At 71.1% G+C, this 22367-nt stretch carries 13 protein-coding genes; 10 read left to right on the top strand and 3 right to left on the bottom strand.

Annotated features, from left to right (window positions below; all coding sequences use genetic code 11):
• Window position 1 precedes the first annotated feature (1 nt).
• The 4 genes from IG86_RS0102545 (at window position 2) to IG86_RS0102530 (ending at window position 5188) form a co-directional block, all read left to right on the top strand.
• Window positions 2-430, top strand: coding sequence for a DUF6507 family protein (locus IG86_RS0102545; protein ID WP_030817529.1), 429 nt, complete (start codon window positions 2-4; stop codon window positions 428-430).
• On the top strand, window positions 427-3333 hold the full coding sequence (locus IG86_RS0102540) for a hypothetical protein (RefSeq protein WP_030894331.1): 2907 nt from the start codon (window positions 427-429) through the stop codon (window positions 3331-3333). Before IG86_RS0102545 ends, IG86_RS0102540 begins: the two co-directional genes overlap by 4 nt.
• Before the next feature lie 16 nt (window positions 3334-3349).
• Window positions 3350-4207: an immunity 49 family protein gene (locus IG86_RS0102535; RefSeq protein WP_030817527.1), complete on the top strand. Its 858-nt coding sequence runs from the start codon at window positions 3350-3352 to the stop codon at window positions 4205-4207.
• Window positions 4208-4327: 120 nt separating this feature from the next.
• The gene (locus IG86_RS0102530; protein ID WP_030894328.1) at window positions 4328-5188 is read left to right on the top strand and encodes an immunity 49 family protein; all 861 of its coding nucleotides are present in this window, start codon (window positions 4328-4330) and stop codon (window positions 5186-5188) included.
• Between the two features lie 321 nt (window positions 5189-5509).
• On the opposite strand, the gene IG86_RS0102525 is transcribed toward IG86_RS0102530, so the two are convergent.
• The 3 genes from IG86_RS0102525 to IG86_RS0102515 all read right to left on the bottom strand — a co-directional run bounded on the left by IG86_RS0102525 (window position 5510) and on the right by IG86_RS0102515 (window position 11285).
• Window positions 5510-6181 (bottom strand): DUF5825 family protein, encoded by a 672-nt coding sequence (locus tag IG86_RS0102525; protein WP_030817525.1) that lies wholly within the window; start codon window positions 6179-6181, stop codon window positions 5510-5512.
• Window positions 6178-8091 (bottom strand): RiPP maturation radical SAM C-methyltransferase, encoded by a 1914-nt coding sequence (locus tag IG86_RS0102520; RefSeq protein WP_030817524.1) that lies wholly within the window; start codon window positions 8089-8091, stop codon window positions 6178-6180. Before IG86_RS0102520 ends, IG86_RS0102525 begins: the two co-directional genes overlap by 4 nt.
• A gap of 158 nt (window positions 8092-8249) precedes the next feature.
• Window positions 8250-11285: an AfsR/SARP family transcriptional regulator gene (locus IG86_RS0102515; protein ID WP_051784921.1), complete on the bottom strand. Its 3036-nt coding sequence runs from the start codon at window positions 11283-11285 to the stop codon at window positions 8250-8252.
• Window positions 11286-11805: 520 nt separating this feature from the next.
• On the opposite strand from IG86_RS0102515, the gene IG86_RS0102510 reads away from it, so the two are divergent.
• The 6 genes from IG86_RS0102510 to IG86_RS0102485 all read left to right on the top strand — a co-directional run bounded on the left by IG86_RS0102510 (window position 11806) and on the right by IG86_RS0102485 (window position 22123).
• Entirely contained in the window at window positions 11806-13143 is a 1338-nt protein-coding gene (locus IG86_RS0102510) for a lysine N(6)-hydroxylase/L-ornithine N(5)-oxygenase family protein (RefSeq protein WP_045936354.1), read from the top strand.
• Window positions 13144-13154: 11 nt separating this feature from the next.
• Entirely contained in the window at window positions 13155-14534 is a 1380-nt protein-coding gene (locus tag IG86_RS0102505) for an aspartate aminotransferase family protein (protein WP_037847110.1), read from the top strand.
• The gene (locus IG86_RS0102500; protein WP_051784920.1) at window positions 14531-15349 is read left to right on the top strand and encodes a homoserine O-acetyltransferase/O-succinyltransferase family protein; all 819 of its coding nucleotides are present in this window, start codon (window positions 14531-14533) and stop codon (window positions 15347-15349) included. Before IG86_RS0102505 ends, IG86_RS0102500 begins: the two co-directional genes overlap by 4 nt.
• Window positions 15350-15392: 43 nt before the next feature.
• The gene (locus IG86_RS0102495) at window positions 15393-16646 is read left to right on the top strand and encodes an aspartate kinase (protein WP_051784919.1); all 1254 of its coding nucleotides are present in this window, start codon (window positions 15393-15395) and stop codon (window positions 16644-16646) included.
• Window positions 16647-16659: 13 nt separating this feature from the next.
• Window positions 16660-17961 (top strand): MFS transporter, encoded by a 1302-nt coding sequence (locus IG86_RS0102490; protein ID WP_051784918.1) that lies wholly within the window; start codon window positions 16660-16662, stop codon window positions 17959-17961.
• 73 nt (window positions 17962-18034) lie between these two features.
• Complete coding sequence (locus IG86_RS0102485; protein WP_051784917.1) at window positions 18035-22123, top strand: non-ribosomal peptide synthetase; 4089 nt, start codon at window positions 18035-18037, stop codon at window positions 22121-22123.
• Window positions 22124-22367: the final 244 nt, after the last annotated feature.

Here is a 22367-nt window from a genome sequence, read left to right as displayed (position 1 = left end):
CATGACGTCATGGGACATCAAGCCGCAGGGTGTGCAGGGCCATTTGAAGACCGTCGGCGGGAACGCCGGCGAGCTGGAGAAGGCCCTGAACGCGCTGCTCACAGCCATGTCGGAGGCGGCCCAGGCCGCGGGGACGGCCGTCCCGGGCTCACAGGCGGAGACGAAGCTGCAGGGCCCGGTGCCGGTGGGAGCGCCGCCCCTGTCCCAGAAGGCGATGGGTCCGGTGGCGGCCGCCCTGGGTGAGTACCTGACGGCGCGCAAGCCCGAGTTCAAGTCGATGGCCGAGCGGATCGAGGCGTGCATCCTCGGCGCTGTGGCGGCGACGAACGACTACCTGGAAGGCGACCTGGAGCAGGCCAAGGCCGCCCAGGACGCGGCCAGGTCCGTGAACCTCGACATCCTGCGCGAGAAGACGGGGACCAAGAAGTGAGCGGCAACGCACCGGTCGATCCGGCCGAGGTGCCGGTCTTCACGGGTGACCTGGCGGTGCTGGACGCGAAGGTCAAGCTGATCTCGTCCGGCGGGGCCACGGTCTCGACGAAGGCGTCGGACGTCCACACGAGCTTCGGCGGCCTGCAGGCCTTCTACCAGGCGCCGGAGGCGGACCAGCTCTTCGCGACGACGAAGCCGGTCTCCGACCTCGGCCTGAAGCTCAGCTCCGACATGTGCACCATCGCCGGCGCGCTGGGCACGTACTCGCGCGACGCCGCACCCGTCATCAAGAAGCTGGAGAATCTGAAGGCGGAGGCGGCGGCCTTCCGCGAGAAGACGGACAAGGACAGCAAGTGGCGTGAAGACGGCGATCTGATCGACGAGAACCTCGATCGCCGCAACGAGATCGCCGAGGTCTGGGCCGAGTTCCAGGAAGTGGAACGGGCGGCCTACGCGAAGATCGTCGCACTGGTGGGCGGCAAGCCGCTGCGGGTCAACGACGGCTCCAACGCCAAGGACATGTACGGCTACGACGCCGAGGCGATGAAGCAGTCCAAGTCCCTGCCCTGGGGCGACGCGGTGGAGGAGTCCATCCCGGCGTGGCAGATCTGGGAGCACGCCTGGGAGTTCGGCAAGGGCATCGTCGTCGACGGTATCTGGGGCACCCTCAAGGGTCTGGGCGGCCTGGTCGGCCTGCAGGGCTGGGACGTGTTCAAGCAGTCCTGGACCGGCCTCGCCAAGCTGGGCACCGGTCTGGCGATCTCGACGATCCCGGGCGTCGGCCCCCTCTTCCTCGCCGCACCGGACGACAAACTGCCCTCGTGGCTGCGGGATTCGCGTACGGCGATGAAGGAGACGGGCAAGGCGCTCCTGGCCTGGGACCAGTGGGGCTCGAACCCGTCCCGCGCGGCGGGTGCGGTCACCTTCAACGTCGTGACCACGATCTTCACCGGCGGCGCGGGCGGCGCCGCCTCCGGCGCCGGCAAGGCGGGAGCGGTCGCCAAGACCCTGTCGTTCGCGGGCAAGGCCGGGCACGCGATCGACCCGATGACGTACATCTTCAAGGGCGCGGGCGCGGGCTTCTCGAAGATCGGCGACGTGATGGCCGGCCTGCGGGGCATGGGCAAGGTCGAAGTCCCGAACATCAACCTGGACGGCGCGGTGGCCCTCCCCGAGGGAGCGATCCACCTCCCCGACGGCGCGATCCACCTCCCGTCGGGCTCGGCCGTCCCGGACGGCGCGATCAAACTCCCCGACGGCAACATCAAGCTCCCCGAGGGCACCACGACGTTCCCGCCGGGCACGGTCAAGCTCCCGGTGGACGGCCCGCCGCGGTTCATGGACCCCGACGGCAACATCTTCAAGGCGGACGGCTCCCTCGACCAGTCCGTCAAGGACGCCCCGAAGGGCCGCCCGGACGCGGGCGCGGACGTCCCGCGCACCGATGCCCCGAAGGCCGACACCCCGGCCACCGCCAGGGTCCCGGAGCGCGAGCTGGTCGGCGTCGGCGGCCGCGGCGGCGACGACGCGATCCGGCTCGGCTCCGACATCTCCGACCCGGTCCACGCGATAGACAACGCCCCGCGCGGCGTCGACGCCACCCCGGTCAGGGTCCCGGAGCACGAACTGACCGGCGTCGGCGGCCGCGGCGGCGACCACACCCCGGGCGGCCACGCGGGCGACCACACACCGGGCGGCCACGCCCCGGACAACATGCCGCGCAACGACCTCAACAACCCCGGCGGCTCCCGCCCGGACTCCCCGTCCCCCACGGGCGCCACCCACCCGGACACCCCGGGCTCCGGCGCCACCCACCCGGACGGCCCCGGCAGCACGGCGGGCCACGGCGACGCCCCCGGCGGCCCGGCCGGCACCCACGACCCGCTGGGTGGCCGCGGCCCCGGTGGCTTCGACGACATACCGGGCGTCGGCGACGACGCGGCCCGGGCGGGCGACGGAACGACCCCGGCGGGCGGCCACGACGGCCAGCCGACGCCGTCCGGCTCCGGGCAGCAGCTGACGCCTGAACAGGTCAAGGCGAAGCAGGACGAGTTCGTACAGAAGGCGAACGACCCCGACAAGACCTGGTTCAACCAGTACTACCGGTCGGACGGGCACCGTCACAGCATCCACACGAAGATCGACGACGTCGAGCTGCCGATCCTGGCGAAGGACAGCGACGGGTCCTGGATCTCGAAGAACAGCCTCCCACCGGCCGGCTCCGAGACGAGGTTCGGCCGCGAGGAACTGGGCCGCAGGAATGACCTTCCCGAGATCAACCACCTCGATGACGTTGCGAAGGACCGCAAGGCCTCGGTGGAACTCGCCAACGCGGAGCGCGCGCACAAGGCCTCGCCCACCGCTGAGACACTGGACAGGCTGACGAGGGCGCAGGAGCGTTTCGATACGCGCATGACGCCGCGGTGGGGCGAGAACACCTCCAACAACACCTCGTTCTCGGAACGCCTGGGTGAGGACGCGGCACGGCTGCACGTGGTCCCGGAGCGGTTCCCCGGGTCGGTGGAGCAGCCCCTTCCGAAGACGCCCAACGGCGCCAACATGTTCGACCAGCTGTACCGCCGCCCGGACGGGAAGCTGATGGTCATCGAGGCGAAGGCACCCTCTTCCGGCCTGCTCTGGCGCAAGGGTGTCGGTACCGGGGCCCAAGGTTTCATGGTGAAGCAGGGCACCGAACCGTACCTGCGGACGATCATCGCCGAGATGAGGCGTCGGCCGGATCTGGAAGTGACGGATGCCGCGGGCAAGGTATGGACGAACGCGGACCTGGCCAAGGAGCTCAAAACGGCCCTGGACAACGGCAACCTCGAGTACGCCATGGTGAAGGCCACCGACGGAGGCGGTAAGTACGCTGGGGCCGTCCTCGAATTCTTCAAGATATGACAAAGGAGCAGTGCCCGTGATCGTGCCTCGCCAGGACTATCAGACGGACAAGATGGCGGCCGTTGTTCCCGTCATGGAGGAGTCCCTGTCCGACTCCCTGGAGAGGATCGAGACCTCGCACACCTCCAGGGCCGACGCCGTCATGGAGTCGCTGAACGTAGCCCTCGTCCGCAATGTGGGGGACCCCCGGTCCGTCATGCTGGAGACGTGGGAGTCCTGGCTGCTGGCCATGCAGGTGCACTCGGCCGTCTTCGCCGCCACCACCGCTCCCGACCAGGAGACGGTCACCTGCAAGATCCGCCAGGAAGAGCGCCACCTCGCCACCACGGGACCGCAGACCTACCTCAACGCGGACACCTGGCTCGACGCCTTCTACCTCGGGGTCATCTGCCGTGAAGCGGCCCGCCTCGACATGCTGGCCCGGATCCCGGTCTCGCTGCTCCGCGACTTCGGCGGAGCCCTGGACGAGTACACCTACGCATGGGTGGAGACCCTCCAGAGCTTCTGGCTTCGCCGTGACGACCTGCGCACCCACCTGGTGCGCGCTGTGGACCTCAGCGCTCCCGAGCAGGCCCGCGTCGTCGATGCGGAGGAGATGAGCAAGCTCCGCTACCCGCCGATCATGATGCTCTACCGCTACCTGCGCAACGACGTCGCCGGCTTCAACGAGGCGCTGGCCGACGCCGTCCGCTGGCACAAGGAGTACTGGACCGCCGACGAGGACCGTGCCCACAACATCCTGGGCGTCGTGGCCCTCGCACCGCTGGCGATCGCCTGCCTCGCCAAGGCGAACGGCATCCCGGTCGAGGTCGAGACCGACTACCTCCCCGAGGCCCTGCTCGACTTCGGCTGGCGCGGCGAGTTCGACGCGTAGCCCAACGCCTGGCAGTCCTGGCTGCTGGCCGTACAGGTGCACTCGTCCGTCTTCGGCGCCGTCGCTCCCCGGGTACCGGGCCCGCCCACGAGGTCGTCGGCATCAGCAAAGGACTCTTCCGTGACTGTGACCGTTGCCACCCACCTGGCAGCCGGGCCCGATGCAGCTGGATTCGCCGGGCGGCTGAGCGCTTCCGTGGCGCGCCGCGTCGACAACCTCGAAGAGTCGGCGGACGCCATCGACTTCGCGTTCAGCACCGCCGTCCTTGCCCTTCAGGCCCATTGCGTGGCCGACCCGGAAGCCGACACGCTCGAGACGTGGCAGGCCACGGTCACCGCGATGCAGCTCGGCTCGGCGTTGTTCGCCGTGACCGGCGCAAGCGAGGGGACCGTGGAATGTTTCATCAGTGGTAGGGCACGCACCCTCAAGGCCATCGGCCCTCAGCCGTTCGCCGATGCGGGCAACTGGCTTCTTGCCTTCTGGCTGGCCGTCATCTGCCGTGAACAGCGCCGGATGACCGGGTTGTGCGAGATTCCGCTGGAGCGACTGCGCTCCGCTGACGACTCCTACGAGGAGTTCTACTACCACTGGGTGGACGTCCAACAGTCCTACTGGCTCCGGCGGCCGACGGTGGCGGACAAGCTCATCTCCGCCATCGAGATGTCGAACCCTGAGGTCGCGAGGAGCCTTCCGCAGGATCTGCTCCAGGGCCTGCTGTATCCGCCGATCAACCTCTTCTACACCTTCGTACGCCGGAACGTGGACGGCTTCGGCCCGGCCCTGGCGGAGGCGCTGAACCTCCACAAGGGTTACTGGACGCTGTCCGAGGAACGCACGGAGGACATCGACGGCGCGCTCGCGTTGGGGCCGCTCGCCATGGCATGCCTGGCTTACGACGGGAAACTGCCGATCGGCGTCGAATCGCCCTTCATCCCGAAGTACCTCGTCGAACACGGCTGGCTCGGAGAGTTCCCCACGTAAGACACCCATGACCGCGACCCTGTATCCGTGCGCCTCCTGAAGGGCGGAAGCCCCTGAGCGTCGTGACCTGCGCGCGGACCTGCCCTCGCCGCGGACGAGGAGGCCGTCTACGTGGTACCGGGGGACCGGCGGCGCGTGCGCAGCGTCGGCGGTCCGACGGAAGGAACCGCTGGACCGTCGGCGTCGACGCCGACCTCGGCGCCGACGCCGCGTCACGCGGCCTTGCAGCCGCCGCTAACCGCGTGTTCCTCCTCGACGGCACGACGCTCGCCGCCCTGCCCGTGTTCTGATCCCCTGGGCGGGGGACCCGCGCCGGCCCGGTCAGACCCGGAAGGGCGGCTGCGGCCAGCGGTGCGGGCGGTGCGGCGCCCACCACCAGAGGTCGCCGACGCCGACCAGCAGGGACTCCGCCTCGAGATCGGCCCGGACCGACGGGTCGAGGCCGTCGGCCGTCGGGGCCGCGCGGACCGCCTCCACCCCGGCGAGGTAGTCCGGTTCGTCGATCACGATCCGGTTCAGCACACCGGACCGGTGGTCGCGGATCTCCAGGAAGCCGGGGCCGTTGCGGACGAGGCACTTGCCGAGGAAGAAGCCCTCGGCCCAGGCCGAGCGCAGGTCCGCCGCGTCGGCCGGTCCCACGATCCCGGACGGCGGGTAGAGATGGCTGAGCGTGAACGCCGACGGGCCGGACCGGCACGACCCCGCGTCGGGCAGTCGCACGCGCCAGTCGACGACGACGCCCCAGGCGGTCAGCTCCCGGACCAGGTCCAGGACCCGTACGGCGCAGAGCGGCTCGGCCGCGGCGGACAGGTCCACCAGGGTGCTGAACTCGGCCCTGCGCACGCCCGTGCGGTACAGCTCACGAGCGGTGTCCGCCGCGTCCACGCAGGCGTCGGCGACGGCGACGCTGCCCAGGTGCATGCCCGGAAGCGTCCGCGCGTGGTCCCGGTAGTCCCGCCAGAGGTCGATCACCGGCTTGCGGGCGGCGGTCACGAGGCGTCCTCGTACGCGGGGACGGGGGCCCGTGCGAAGTCCCGGGTCAGGTCGGGGGCGCAGCCGCCGAGGCGGGTCAGCTCCGCGTTGGTGCCCAGGGGCACGACGTGGACGTACCGGTCGGCGTCCTCGTAGAGGAGCCCGGCCTCGCCCCACTCGGCGAGCAGTTCGGCGACCCGGGCCGCGGAGACGCTGGCGTTGAACCGGGCGCTGAGCCGGTGGGTCAGCGACTGCGGGCTCCGCGGGTCCTCCAGGAGGCGGAACGCGGCCACCTCGACCGGGTCCGTGATGCTCCGCGTCGTCCAGTCGAAGTCTTCCCGCCGGTTCGTCAGCACGATTCTCGATCCGATGTCGCAGCGGGTGAGGCTGCTGTGGAGGTGCAGGTCGCGCCACCGCTCGACGGCGGCGGCGAGCTGCTTGGCGGCGGTCTCGTCGATGCCGGCGTGCGGGGCGTCGAAGAGGTAGGCCAGGTCGTACAGCTCCGCTTCCGGCAGGTCGTACACGATCGCGTAGTGGGCTGCCGGGCGCAGCGGGGCGAAGCCCAGCTCCGGCCGGTCGAAGTAGGGGCTGAACCTCTCGATCTCGATGCGGGTGACGCCGTCCGGCGGGGTGAGGTGGGCGAGGGCGGGCAACTGCCGGATCACGTCCGTGTAGTCGCGCTCCCGCTCGCCGGGGAAGCCGTAGAGGTAGTTCCACGTGGCGAAGAGCCCGGCGGACTGGGCGTCGCGCAGGTGGCGCACGTTCTGGCAGCCGGTGACGCCCTTGTCCATCAGGCGCAGGACCCGGCTGCTCAGGCTCTCGATACCGGGCTGCACCTGGACGAGGCCGGCGTCGGCGAGCGTCTGCAGATGGCGGTAGCGGAGGTTGGACTTGATCTCGTAGTGGAACCGCAGGTCGTGGCCCCGCTCGATCAGAGCGGGCATCACGCTGCGCAGGTAGCCCATGTCGAGGATGTTGTCCACGACGAGGACGTCGAGCACCTGGTGGCGGCGGGTCTGTTCCAGGATCTCGCTCAGGAACGTCTCGGGGGCCTTGCTGCGGAAGGCCATCGACGAGCCGTTGAGTCCGCAGAAGGTGCAGTGGTGCTTCTCGCCCCACCAGCATCCGCGCGAGCCTTCCAGCACCAGCTTCGGCTCGATCCTGGAGCGGGCCGCCGACGTCTGCACCCGGGTGAAGTACGGCCGGTAGTCCGGCTGCTTCAGCTCGCCCGGCGGGAGCGGCAGCCGGGTCATCGCGTTCGCCCGGTGCGCACCGTCGGCCGGGCGCCAGCACAGCCCGGGGACCGTCGCCGGCTCCACCTCGCCGCGGACCACGCCGAGCAGCGCGGGGAAGGCCCGCTCGCCCTCGCCGCGGACCACGTAGTCGACGGCGGGGAAGTTGCGGTGCAGGGCCGCGCCCTGCGGGCCGTCGCAGTTGGCGCCGCCGAGCACCGTGGCGGTGTCGGGCGAGAGCCTCTTGACGGCCGCGGCGGTGGCCAGGGCGGCCGTGTTCTGCTGGAACGTGGTGGTGAAGCCGACCACGTCCGGCCGGGTGTCGGCGATCCGCGCGGCCAGTTCGTCGACGAACCGCGCGGACGCCTCGTGGAGGGCCAGGGTCACGGCCCGCAGGTGCGGGCTGAGCCCGTGCGCCATCCGCTCCTCGAATTCGCGCACCCGCCACGCCGGAACACCGTGGAGGGCGCTGGAGAACACCCAGTCCCCGTAGCCTTCGAAGTACGCGTGGCTGGCGAAGAACTCGTAGTCCTCGACACTCAGTCCGATCGCTTCCGCCGCCCAGTCGTAGAAGTCCAGGTTGGCGTTCACCGTCTCCACGTCCGCCCGGTGGGAGCGGCCGATGGAATGCAGGATCCCCAGCGCGAGGGACGGCGTGTCCAAGGAAGCCCACGGCATGTTCACCAGAGTCACACGCATGTGCGGAGCAGCCCTCCGGCCTTTCTCAGAGTCCTTCCACCGCAAGGGTCCTGCGCACGCCGATGACGTCCGTGCCGGATCTCTTGCCCGCAGCCATCGCGCGTGGGTCGCTGACGATGGTGGTCTTCTTCACGATGGATCGCCGTCCGTTTCCGTGGTCAGTGGAGCGGTTGCAGAACCGGAACTCTAGACAGAGTCACTACCGGATTCCTTCCGGTCACTCTGCGTGCAACCAGGGCGAGGATCGAATCGAGCCGGTGGGCCGGTGCGGGGGTGCCGATACAGGCGGCCAGTTCGGCGAGTTCCAGGCGCAGCACCTGGCCCGCCGCCCGGTCCTCGGCGTCCAGCGCCCGGCAGAGCAGCTCCACGGCGGAGAGCAGTACGTGGTGGACGGGCTCCGCGCCCAGCAGCCGGATGGACTGGGCCAGCCGGTCGACGGCCCGGTCGATGTGGCCGTCGGCGAGCTCCAGGGAGGCCAGCACGTAGAAGAGTTCGCCCATCCCGAACTCCAGGTTCATGTCCCGCAGGACGGCGTGGCCCTCCTCGATGAACCGCCGGGCGGACGGATCGCGCAGCTCCAGCAGGCTCAGGCCGAGAGTGAGACCGCTGAACGCCTCGTAGGGCCGGTCCCCCAGCTCGTGGAAGGCGGCGAGGGCGGTCTCCGCCTTCTCCCTCGCCTCCTGCAGTTCCCCGCGGTGGCGCAGCACGACGGCCCAGTGGCGCAACGCCAGGGCTTCCTCACGCCGGTTGCCGGCCAGGCGGCCGAGCCGGACCGCTTCCTGGAAGGCGGCCGAGGACAGCTCCCAGCGCCCCTGCTCGTAACGGATCGTGCCCAGTTCGCGGGCGGCGAGCGCCTGCGCGAAGCGGCTGGAGGAGTCCTGGGCCAGCTCGGTGGCCCGCGTCACCTCGGTGAGGGCGGGCCCGAGCCGGCCCAGCGCGCGCAGCGCGCCGGCGCGGATCACCAGGCACTCGCTGCGCAGGGCGCCGACGCCCAGGTCCTCGAAGACGGCGCCCGCCCGGTCGACGAGTTCCAGGCCGGCCTCGGGGTCCCTGCGGATGCACCGCAGGTTGGCCAGGCGCAACGACATGACGCCGACACCCAGGGTGTCGCCGTCTGCTTCGGCCGCCGCCAGGGCGAGGCGGTGGCTGGCCTCCCAGTCGTCGTAGAGGTGGCGCAGCTCCAGGAAGTCGGTCGTGCTGTCGGCCAGTTCCCACGCGATCCGGCCGAAGCCGTTCGAGCAGGCCATCGCGACCGCGGACGCCAGCGCGGGACGCTCGGCCTCGAACCAGAGGTAGGGGTCCTCGACGATGTAGTCGACGTCGGAGCGGTCGAAGCCGTCGTAGCGCTGCGAAGCGCCGCGGGCCCCGGCCGGCCACTCCTGGGAGCGCTCACCGGTGATGCGCTGCGCGGCCGTGGTGGACAGGATCAGCCACCCGTCCAGCACCCTGGCGAGCGCCTCGCGGCACTGCGCCTGCGAGTACTCGGCCTGGGCCCGCTCCTTGGCGTACAGCCGGACCAGGTTGTGGTACCGGTACCGGGTCTGGCCTGCGACGTCACATCCGATGACGTCGAGGAGCTGGGTGCTGACGAGCTCCTCGATCAGGTCCTCGGCCTCGTCGATGGTGATGCGCAGCAACGGCGCCAGTAACCAGGACGCGAAGTCCGGCGCGTCGATCAGGCCCAGCAGGCAGAACGCCTCGCGTTCGCGCGGGCCCAGCTCCTGGTAGCCGGTCGCGAGCGTGGCCCGCACCTCCAGGTCGCCGGAGACCAGTACGTCCAGTCGCCGCCGCTCGTCGGCGAGGCGGCGGGCGAACCGGGTGATGCCGCCCTGGGAGTGCTGGGCGAGCCGCGCGGCGGCGATCCGTACGGCGAGGGGAAGGTAGCCGCACAGGCGGGCGATCTCCGCCGTGGTCGCCTCGTCGCCGACGACGCGGTGCCGTCCGGCGATCCGTTCGATCAGCGCCCCGGACTCCTCCGCGTTGAACACGTCGAGGTCGACGTGGGTGGCGGATTCCAGGCCGGTGAGCCGTGGCCGGCTGGTGATGAGGACGACGCAGCCGGGTGAGCCGGGGAGCAGGGGTCTGACCTGTGCCTCGCTGACGGCGTCGTCGAGCAGGATGAGCATGCGGGAGGAGGCGGTCCGGCTGCGGAAGAGTTCACTGCACTCCTCCAGGTCGTCCGGGATGCCCTCCTCGCCGACGCCGAGCGCGCGCAGGAAGCGTTTGAGCGCCACCAGGGGGTCGAGCGGCCGGGTGTCGGCCGTGCGCAGGCGTATGTACAGCTGCCCGTCGGGGAATTGGTCGGCCACGCGGCGCGCGGCCTGCACCGCGAGGGTGGACTTGCCGACCCCGCCCTTGCCCGAGAGGGCGACGAGGGCCAGTGACTCCTTGTCCCCCGTCGTCAGCGTCTCGCGGATGCGGCCGACCTGGTCGGCGCGTCCGGTGAAGTCGGCTATCGAGGGCGGGAGCTGGGCCGGTACGACCGGGGCGATGGGCGACCAGACCCGCTCGGGCGCCTCGTCGGGCTCCTTGCGGGGCAGGTCGAGGCCGGGGCCGCCGACCAGGATCGCCTCGTGGAGGCGCTGGAGTTCGCCGCCCGGTTCCAGGCCGAGCTCTTCGGCGATGAGGGTGCGCCCGGCCTGGTAGACCGCGAGGGCGTCGGCCACCCGGCCGCAGCGGTAGAGCGCCAGCATCAGCTGGCCGCGCAGCCGCTCCCGCAGCGGCTGCTCCCCGACCAGCGCCTTGAGCTCGCTGACGAGTTCGCCGTGGCGGCCCAGGGCCAGCTCCGTCTCGATGCGCTCCATGAGGACACCGATCCGGCGCTCCTCCAGCGCCGGCGACTCGGTCCGTATCAGCTCTTCCGTGCCGTCGGCCAGTGGCTCCCCCCGCCACTGGGCGAGCCCGGCGCAGTACGCCTCCAGGGCGTCGAGCCGGCGGTCCTGGGCGAGCGCGGCCCTGGCGTCCGCGACGGCCCGGTCGAAGGTCCGCAGGTCGAACCGGTGCTCGCCGAGGTGCAGGCGGTAGCCGTTGCCCGACCGGATGATCAGCTCCGGGCCCAGCTCGCCGCGCAGTTGGGACACACACTTCTGGATCTGGGCCACGGCGGTCGGCGGCGGCGATTCCCCCCACAGGATCGCGACGAGTCGTTCCACCGGGACGACGTGTTCGGAGCGGAGCAGCAACGCGGCGAGCACCGATCTGGTCTTTCGCCCGTTGAGTCTGACTGCGAGTCCGTCACGCCATGCCGTGATCGGCCCGAGAACACGGAACTCGAATGTCACTCAGCTCCCTCCTGGCCCCGTCCGCCTTACGCGCACGGGGCACCGCCCCCCCACCTGATGACCTGCGTTTCTGGACGATACCGCACGGTCGGAAGCCCGGCGGAAGCCAACCGGTAGCGGTGAGTGAAAAGCTCATTACATCCCGGACGCCGACGGAAGCTGCAGTTCAAATGACCAGAAATGCGGACACCGAAGGTGCGGCTACGGACACCGCCGGCCCCGCGCCGGCAAGCGACCTCACCGGCCCGGAAGCCGCAGGGTGGGCGGTCCCGCACGCAGCGGGGGCCCTCAGCGACGGCGCGTTCTTCGCCGGCCGCCATGCGGCCGGGCCGTACTCCGACGGCGCTTGCGCTGATGTGCAGGCGGTCTCCCGTCCGTGACCCAGCCGGCATGCCGTCGGCATGCCCGTGCCATTCAACTTTGGAGGATCAGCGTGCACGATGCCTATGACGTTCTCTGCGTCGGATACGGACCAGCGAACGTCGCCGTCGCCGTCGCGTTCGAGGAGCTGTGGCCGCAGGCCCGGGTGAAGTTCATCGAGCGGGAGCCCGGCCCCTACTGGCAGCGCGCCATGCTCCTGGACGGCTCCGACATCCAGAACAACCCGCTGCGCGACCTGGTGACCCCGCGCAACCCGCGCAGCCGCTACACCTTCACCAACTTCCTGCACGAGCAGGGCCGTCTCTTCAAACACCTCAACCTGCCCTCCCACTACCCGCTGCGCAAGGAGTACGCGCGCTACGTCCAGTGGGTCGCCCAGAACGTGGGGGCGGACGTGGACTACGGCCGTGAGGTCACCGGCATCGACGTGACCGCGACCGGCGACGGCCCGCTCGTCGAGGTCAGCACCGCCGACGGCACGACCTACCGCGGCCGCTCCGTGGTGGTCGCCCCCGGCCGCACCCCGAACGTCCCCGAGGTCTTCTCCGGCGTGCCGGCCCCGCACCTCTTCCACACCTCCCAGTTCCTCCCCAACATCGCCGACCTGGAGCGGGACTTCGACGGCACGCTCGCCGTCGTGGGCGCCAGCCAGAGCGCGGTCGAGGTGGTGCTCGACCTGATCGCGCGCTTCCCCGCCGCCCGGATCGTCAACGTGATGACCGGCTTCGGCTACCGGCTCAAGGACACCAGCCCCTTCTCCGAGGAGGTCTACTTCCCGGAGTTCGTCGAGTACTACTTCCACGCGTCGGAGGAGGGCAAGAAGCGGCTGCGCGACCAGCTGCGGCCCACCAACTACTCGGCCGCCGACGCGGACGTGGTCAGCGCCCTCTACATGCGCATGTACGAGGACGAGCTCGACGGCCGCGAGCGCATACGCCTGTGCACCAACCGCCGTGTCGAGGCCGTGGAGCGCACCCCCGAGGGCGTGGCGCTGGACCTCTCCGAGCACATCACCGGTGAGCGCGAGCGCATCCACGCCGACCGCGTCGTCCTCGCCACCGGCTACCTGGACCTGGGGATCACCGGCCGGACCGAGCAGCTCCCGCCGCTGCTCAAGGACCTCACGCAGGTGCTCGGCGTGACCGACGGCCGGCCGCTGTCCGTCGGCTACGACTACGGCGTGGTCCCGCACCCGGCCTTCGAGCGCGAGGTGCCGCCGATCTTCGTCAACGGGCTGTGCGAGTCCACGCACGGGCTCGGCGACGCGGGCTCGTTCAGCCTGCTGGCGCTGCGCTCCCAGGCCATCGTCGAAAGCCTTGAGCGGCGCCTGGTCGCCGAGCGGGGCGCTGCCGACCTGGTCGCCGCCCAGGCGTCCGGTTCCGAGATCTGAGAGAGACGATCATGCAGACGCTCGAAGCGACCTCACCGAGACCGGCGGTCGACCTCACCCAGCCCGGACCCAACGGACGCGTGCTGCTCGACAGCCAGGCCGCCACCGAGTCCAACGCCCGCACCTACCCGCGCCGCATCCCCGTCGCGATCGCCGAGGCGTCCGGGTCCCACATCACCGACGTCGACGGCCGCCGCTACATCGACTTCCTCTCCGGCGCGGGCGTCCTCGCCCTGGGCCACAACCACCCGGAGCTGGTCGCGGCCGTGACCGCCCAGCTGCCGAAACTGACGCACGGCCTGGACTTCCCCACCCCGGTGCGCGACGAGTTCAAACGCCGTCAGATCGGGATGCTCCCGGAGCACATCCGCGACGACTACAAAATGCACTTCTGCGGGCCGACCGGCTCCGACGCCGTCGAGGCCGCCATCAAACTGTGCAAGAAGGCGACCGGCCGCGGCCAGGTCGTGGTCTTCCAGGGCGCCTACCACGGCTCCACCCAGGGGGCCATGTCCCTCACCTCGGAGCACGCTCCCAAGACCGGCCTGCACAACCTGCTGCCGGGCATCCACTTCACCCCGTACTCCTACTGCCACCGCTGCCCGGTCGGCCTCGCTCCCACGAGCTGCAGCACCAACTGCGCCGAGGTCCTGGTGAACACGCTGACCGACACCCACGGCGGGGTGCAGCTGCCGGCCGCGATCATCATGGAGCTGGTCCAGGGCGAGGGCGGCGCCATCCCGGCCCGCCGCGAGTTCGTCCACCGGGTCGCCGACACCGCCCGTGAGCTCGGCATCCCGCTGATCGTGGACGAGGTCCAGACCGGCTGCGGCCGTACCGGCACCTGGTTCGCCTTCGAGCAGTACGGCATCACCCCCGATGTCGTCGTCGCCTCCAAGGGCCTGTCCGGAATGGGGCTGCCGGTCGCCGCCATCCTCTACCGCAAACACCTGGACACCTGGACGCCGGGCAGCCACATCGGCACCTTCCGGGGCAACAACCTCGCCTTCGCCAGCGCCAACGCCTTCCTGGACGTCGTCGAGCGCGAGGACCTGCTCGCCCACGTCCGCAAGATCGCCGACCACCTGCTCGGCGAGCTGACCGTGCTCGGCGACAGCCCGCTGGTCTCCGACGTACGCGGCCTGGGCCTGATGCTCGGCATGGAGATGGCCGCCGCACCGACCGCGGACGCCACCCAGGTCGCCGCCAGGTTCCAGCAGGAGGCACTGCGCCGGGGCCTGATCGTCGAGCTCGGCGGCCGGGGCGACAGCGTCGTGCGGCTGCTGCCGCCGCTGAACATCACCGTCGAGGTCGCCGACGACGCCGTGGCGATCCTGCGCGACGCGCTCACCACGCTGGAGGCGGAACTCGCCGCGGAGGCCGGCCGATGAGCACGATCGTGTCCGGACGAGCCGGCCGGCCGCCGCGGATCGGCATCGTCAACCTGATGCCGAACGCGGAACAGTACGAGAACTGGCTGATGCCGCAGCTGTCCCTGGCGGGACCGTTCGAACTGCAGTGGATCAGGATCTCCTCGCGCCGCTACCACCTGGACGACCCGGCCCGCATCGCCGCGACGTACCGCACCTACCAGGAAGCCACCGCCGACGCACCGCTGGACGGCCTGATCGTCAGCGGCGCCGCGGTGGAGCACCTCCCCTTCGAGGAGGTGCGGTTCATGGACGAGCTGAACGACATGGTGCAGGACGTCCACGCGCAGGGTTCGCCGCTGCTCGGCCTGTGCTGGGGCGCGATGGGCGTGGGCCACCTGATCTACGGGCTGCCCAAGGACATCTACAGCGCCAAGATCTCCGGCATGTACGAGACCGAGCTGCTGGCGCAGGACGGCCCCGTCGCCTCGTCCCTCGACGACCGCTTCTGGTCCACGCACAGCCGCTTCGCCGGCTTCGACGACAAGGCGCTGGACGCCAGCACCACCGTCCGCGCACTGGCCCGGGCCGAGGGCGCCGGCACGGTGATCGCCGAGTCCTACGACCACTCCGTCCTGATGCACACCGGCCACCCCGAGTACTACGGCTCGCGGCTGGCGGAGGAGTACCGCAGGGACGTGGACCAGCAGGTGGCCGGCGTACGGGCACCGGTCGGCGTCGACCTGGACCAGCCGCTGCGGCTGTGGCGCAGCCACAGCCTGGCGTTCTTCGCGAGCTGGGTCCGGCTGGTCGGCGACCAGTCGGCCGCGCGCTAGAGGACGGGGAGGACCAGTGTCACCTGTGTCACCCGAGTCACCCGTGTCCGCGACGAGCCCGTCCGGACGCCCGCTGCGCCCGGTGGTGTGGAAGTTCGGCGGCTCCTCGGTCGGCGACATGGACCGGCTGCGCCGGGTCGCCCAGCGGCTGGTGGAGGCCAGGCGCGCGGGGGCGGACGTCGTCGCGGTCCTGTCCGCGATGTCGGACACCACCGACGACCTGCTGGAGATGGCGAACATCCTCACGGCGCAGCCCGACGCCCGGGAGCTGGACGCGCTCCTGGCCGTCGGGGAATCCATGTCGTGCGCACTCGCCGCGATCGCCGTGCACGAGCTGGGCGAGCGCGCCGTCTCCCTCAACGGCCGCCAGGCCGGAGTGCTGACCGACACCGCGCACGGCAACGCCCGTATGCAGTCGATCGACCCGGCCCGGATCGTGGCGGCCCTGGAACAGGGCCTGATCGTCCTGGTCACCGGCTACCAGGGCGTCACCGACGACGGTGACGTCACCACGCTGGGCCGCGGCGGCTCGGACGCCTCGGCGATCGCCGTGGCGGCCGCACTGGGGCTGCCCGAGTGCGACATCTGGACCGACGTCCCGGGGGTCTTCACCGCCGACCCCCGGGTGGTCCCCGACGCACGGCGCCTGGACCGGCTCAGCCACGAGGCGATGCTCCAGCTGGCCGAGGCGGGCGCCCAGGTGATGCAGCCACGCGCCGTGGAGCTCGCCGCGGCACACGGTGTCGCCATCCACGTCCGGTCCTCGTTCACCGGCGAACCCGGCACATGGATCACAGAAGTCAGGGAGGAGAACGACATGTTCGAGACGGCCCGGATCATCGGCGTCGCCCACCGCCGGCACGACCCGCTCTACCAGGTCGACGGCCTGACGCCCGCGCAGGTGTCGGCGGCCCTCGCCGGCCACGGCCTGCCGGTCGGATCCATCATCGGCAGCCCGGGCGAACTCCGGTTCACCTCGCCGGGAGCCGAACCGCAGGCGGTCATCGCCGCCCTCGGCGACATCGGCGCCGCCGTCGCGGTCCACGACGAGGAACTGGGCAGTGTGAGCGTGGCCGGCGACGCCTGCGGCAACCGGTCCGAGGTCACCCTGCGGATCCTGGAATCGCTCGAACGCACGGGCATCAGGCCGGTGCTGGTCACCAGCACCCCCAGCCGGGTCTCCTGCCACGTCGCCTCCGGCGCGGTCGACGAGGCCGCCCGGGTCCTGCACAGCGCCTTCGGCCTGCACACCGACGCTGCCGTCCCGCAGCCCGTCGGCGTGGCCCTGGCCAACTGAGGAGGCGAGAGCATTGACCACCACGCAGGGGCGTGAGGACACCGCGGGCCGACGCGGCGTCCTCGCCAACCGGGACTTCGTCAAACTCTGGAGCGGGCAGACGGTCTCCCTCGTCGGCTCGCAGGTGACCGACATCGCGCTGCCGCTGGCGGCGGTCATCACCCTGAACGCCAGCGCGTTCCAGATCGGCCTGCTCAATGTCGCCAGGTTCGCACCGTACGTACTGGTGACCCTGCTGGCCGGAGTCTGGTTCGACCGGCGGCGCAGGAAGCCGACCCTGATCGCGGCGGACGCGGTCCGGGTGCTGCTGATCGGCGCCCTGCCGGTGGCCCACCTGCTCGGCGTGCTCTCGCTCCCGTGGCTCTACGTCGTCGGGTTCATGGCCGGCGTGGCGACGGTCCTGTTCGATGTGGGGATCCTCTCCTACATCCCGGGACTCGTCGACAAGGACGACCTGGCGGACGCGAACAGCAAGATGACGGCCAGCTACTCGGTGGCCGGCATCGCCGGCCCCGGGCTGGCCGGCTTCCTCGTCGGCGCGCTGACCGCGCCCGTCGCGCTGACCGTCGGCGCCGCCACCTACCTGGCCTCGGCCGTCGCCCTGTGGTGGATCCGCAGGCCGGAGGCCGAACCCGAGCAGCCCGCCGAACCGAAGTCCGTACGCGCCGACATCGCCGAGGGCCTGCGCACGGTGGTCGGCAGCCGCATCCTGCGGCACCTGGCGACCCAGTCGGCCGTGTTCAACCTGTTCGAGAACGTCATGACGACGGTCTTCCTGGTCTACGCGGTCAGGACACTGGACCTGAGCCCGTTCCAGCTCGGCCTGGTCGTCGGCGCCGGCTCGGTCGGCGCCCTGCTGGGCGCGACGTTCTCCGGACGGATCAGCAAGCGCCTGGGCTTCGGCCCGGCGCTGCGCCTGGTCACGCTGCTGGCCTGCCTGTCACCCGTACTGCTGCTCGTGCCCGGCGACACCGGCCTGTTCTCGCTGGTGGTCCTCGGCGCGACGCTCGCCGTCCACGGTTTCAACCTGGCCGTCTTCAACGTCAACTCGCTCACCCTGCGCCAGACCGTCACACCGGCCCGCCTGCTGGGGCGGATGAACGCCAGCTACCGGCTCATCCTCTACGGCACGATCCCGCTCGGCGCACTGCTGGCCGGCTCGCTGGCCTCCGTTTTCGGGCTGCGCACCGCCCTGGCCGTCGGCGTCGCCGGCATCGCGCTGCCGGCGGTGTGGATCACCTTCTCTCCCGTCTACCGGCTGCGGGAGATGCCCCAGGGTCCCGTCGACGCCGACCAGCCCACAAGCGTCGCGTAGTCACGCGCGGCCGAGTCGTGACCGCGCCCCGGACGCTGCACCATCCACTGCCTGAAAGAAGGACTACCCAGTCATGTTGACCGATTCCCAGCGGGCCGCGCTGACCGCCAGGCTGCGTCGCACGGCCCCCCCGATCTCCTCGATCCCCCGCCGCTCGCCCGCGCTGCAGGACCTGCCGCTCTCCTACGGACAGGAGCAGCTCTGGTTCATCGACCAGCTGGCTCCCGGGGAATCCACCTACACCATCGCCGGCGCCGTACGGATGACCGGCGTCCTCGACCGCGCCGCCCTCGGTGCCGCCCTGGACGCCCTCGTCGCCCGCCACGAGGCGCTGCGCACCCGCCTGGTCACCGTGGACGGCGCGCCGGTCCAGGTCGTCGACCCGGCCGCGCCCGTCGAGCTGGCCTTCGTGGACCAGCGGCACGTCGCCGCCGACGAGGTCGAGGAGGCCTGGCGCACAGCGGCCCAGAAGGAGACGGCCCGTCCGTTCGAGCTGGAGCGCGGCCCCCTGTTCCGCGCCCTGCTGCAGCAGCTGTCCGACGAGCACCACGTGCTGCTGATAACCGTGCACCACACCGTCTTCGACGGCTCCTCGTTCCCCGTGCTGCTGGCGGAGCTGTCCGAGTCGTACTCCGGCGCCGTCGCCGGGACGGCCGCGCAGCCGGCCGAACTGCCCATCCAGTTCGCCGACTTCGCCGTCTGGGAGCGCGACCGGCTGCAGGGCGAGACGCTGCGTGAGCTGACCGAGTACTGGAGCGAGAACCTCCAGGGCGCGCCGGTGCTCCAGCTGCCGACCGACCGCCCCCGCCCCCTGGTCCAGACGTACCAGGGGACGACCGAGTCCAGGGACCTCGGCGACAAGGTCCTGACCCGGCTCACCGCGCTGGGCCGGGACGAGGGCGCCACCCTGTTCATGACCCTGATGGCCGCCTACCACGTCCTGCTCCACCGCTACAGCGGCCAGGACGACATCGTGGTCGGCACCGTCAGCGCCAACCGCAGCCGCCCCGAACTGCAGCCGGTGATCGGCTACCTGATCAACACCCTGCCGGTCCGGGTCGACCTGTCCGGCGACCCGACCTTCCGCGAGGTCCTGGAACGCACCAAGACCGCCACGCTGGGCGCCTTCGGACACCAGGACCTGCCCTTCGCCAAGATCGTGGAAGCCGCCAAGGCCCCCCGCGACCCCTCGCGCTCCCCCGTGTTCCAGGTCGGCTTCATGCTCTCCGACGACCAGAAGCGGGACCTGCGGCCCGGCGGCATGACCTGGGCCTCCGAGGAACTCCCGGCCGAGGCCGCCAAGTTCGACCTGCTCGTCTCCGCCGTCGAGAGCGGTGGCCGGCTGGGGCTGAACCTCAGCTACGCCACCGCCCTGTACGACGCCGCCACCGCGCAGCGCCTGCTGGGCCACTTCGAGACGCTGCTCGACGGCCTCCTGGCCGAGCCCGACGCCCGCATCTCGCAGCTCCCGATCATGACCGAGGCGGAGCTCCACCAGGAGCTCGTCACCTGGAACAGCGACAAGGCCGACTTCCCCGACTGGAACCTGCACCAGGCCTTCGAGGCCAAGGTCGCGGCGCACCCCGACGTCATGGCCGTCGAGCTCGACGGCGAGGGCCTGACCTACGCCCAGCTCGACGCCCGCGCCAACCAGGTCGCCCGGCGGCTGCGCGAGCTCGGCGTCGGCCCGGAGGCGCTCGTCGGCGTCAGCATGCAGCGCACGGTGCGCCGCATCGTCGGCCTCATGGGCATCCTCAAGGCCGGCGGCGGCTACGTGCCGCTGGACCCGGAATACCCTGCCGACCGCCTCGCCTTCATGGTCGAGGACGCCAAGATGACCGTGGTCCTCACCGACGAGGCCAGCGCCTCCGCGGTACCGACCGACGACGTCACGGTGCTGGACCTGGACCGGTCCTGGAACGACCTCACCGCGCTGGACGACAGCCCCCTCGAAGCCCTCGCGAGCCCGTCGGACGTCGCCTACGTCATCTACACCTCGGGCTCGACCGGCCGCCCCAAGGGCGTGGTCGTCGAGCACCGCAACGCCGTCAACTTCTGCTACGCCGAGATCGAGTTCTGGCCGCTGGGCCCGGGCGACCGGATCCTGCAGTTCGCCTCGCTCAACTTCGACGTGTCCGTCCTGGACATCTTCGGCGCGCTGCTGTCCGGCTCCACCCTGGTCCTCGGCAGCACCCAGACCCTGCTCTCCCCGCCGCGCCTGGCCGACCTGATCCGCGGCGAGGGCATCACCTTCATGTGCCTGCCCCCGGCCGTGCTGAACCTGCTGGCCGAGGAGCAGTTCCCGAGCCTGCGCGTCGTCATCGCCGGCGGCGAGGCCTTCTCCTCCGAGCTGGTCCGCAACTGGGCGCGCCCCGGCATGCGCTTCATCAACGGCTACGGCCCCACCGAGACCACGGTCGGCTCGACCATGGCCCGGTGCCAGGACGACGGCATCGACCCGCCGCCGATCGGTCTGCCCCTGACGAACTACACGGCCTACGTGCTGGACAAGCACCTCAACCCGGTACCGGTCGGCGTCGCGGGCGAACTCCACATCGGCGGCGCCAGCGTCACCCGCGGCTACCTGGGCCGCCCGGAGCTGACCGCCGAGCGCTTCGTCACCGACCCGTTCAGCGAGGTCCCGGACGCCCGCATGTACAAGACGGGCGACCTGGCGCGCCGCCTGCCCGACGGCAACCTCCAGTACCTCGGCCGTCTCGACCACCAGGTCAAGATCCGCGGCCTGCGGGTGGAGCTCGGCGAGATCGAGGCCGTGCTCGCCGCCCACCCCTCCGTCGCCCAGGCCATCATCATCGTCGGCGAGGACCAGGCCGGCCAGAAGAACCTCATCGGCTACGCCCGGACCAACCCCGACGCGCCGGCCGTCACCGTCGGCGACCTGCGGGGGCACCTGGGCGAGGCGCTGCCCGCGTTCATGGTCCCCGCCCACCTGGTCATCCTCGACACCTTCCCGCTCAACGCGAACGGCAAGGTCGACCGCGCCGCCCTGCCCGCCCCCGACGGCCCCGGCGACTCGGGCGACTACGTCGCCCCGCGCACCATCCTGGAGACGGTCCTCGCCGACATCGTCTCCGACATCCTCAAGCTGCCGCGGGTGGGCGTCGAGGACAACTTCTTCGAGATGGGCGGCAACTCCCTCCAGGCGATGCAGGTGATCACCCGCCTGCGCAAGGACCTCGGCGTCGACACGGACGTGACCGCGATCTTCCTCGCGCCCACGCCCGCCCGGCTCGCCGCGGCCCTGGTCGCCAAGCACGGCCTGGAGGACGCCCCGCTGGACGAGCTGGACGACCTCGACGCCCTGGAGGAGACGGCCGGCCCGGCCGCCCCGAACACCGCGGTCACCGCCCCCGGTTCGGACACCATCGTGCCCCTGTCGGAGCGCACCGACGGCGACCCGCTGTTCCTGATCCACGCCGTCGGCGGCACCGTGTACCCGTACTTCGGGCTGATGCAGGAACTCCAGGACCGCTACCGGGTGCTCGGCGTGCAGGCCGCGGGCCTGCGGGCCGGCAGCGTGCCGCGGCAGGACCTCAAGGAGATGGCCGACGCGTACACCGAGGCCATCCGCCAGGCCCAGCCCTCCGGCCCGTACCGCCTGGCCGGCTGGTCCATGGGCGGCCTGCTCGCCCTCCAGATCGCCCGCCGCCTGGAGGAGTCGGGCGCCGAGGTGGCCCTGGTCGGCCTGCTGGACACCCCCTTCTCCGCGGACGACGTCTCCGGGGTCGGCGAGCAGGCCTTCGCCGCCCAGTTCGTCCTGGACGGCGCCCGCGCCCTCGGCCCCGACGCGGGCGAACTGCCCGACCCGCAGACCACGCCGGTCGCCGAGCAGCTGCGCTGGTTCGGCGAGAAGCTGACCGGCGGATCGGGCGACACCGAGGAGGTCCAGGAGGACATCAACCGCAGGTTCCAGGTGTTCAAGGCGCACATCACCCTGATCGGCGGCCACCGCCCGGAGCCCGTGGCGGCCCCCGTCCTGGTGGTCTCGGCCGAACAGTCCCCGGACCTGTCGGCCCTCTGGACCGCCCTGCTCGGCACGGACACCCACACCGTCCGCGTCCCCGGCGACCACTACACCTTCCTGCGCGCCCCCGGCGTCCAACTGGCCGCCAAGGCAATCCTGGCCGCAGACAAGGCCTGACCACCCCGGCCGGTGCGCGGCCCACCCGCCGCGCACCGCCGCCGAGCCCCAACCCACCCCCTGCACGACGAAACCCCAGGCCGGAAAACTCCGCCCTGGGGTTTCCCATGCGCCACCCTCGACGGGCCAAGACATGAAAAAGCCCCAGGTCACGGCGAGTGAGTCCTGGGGCTGATCCGAGCCGCCTTCGGGATTCGAACCCGAGACCTACGCATTACGAGGCCCCACAAGATCATCCCGGCTA

Source organism: Streptomyces virginiae (assembly GCF_000720455.1).
GTDB classification, from domain to species: domain Bacteria; phylum Actinomycetota; class Actinomycetes; order Streptomycetales; family Streptomycetaceae; genus Streptomyces; species Streptomyces virginiae.
Note: the sequence above shows the minus strand (reverse complement) of the source record. Positions and strands in the feature narration are given on the sequence as shown.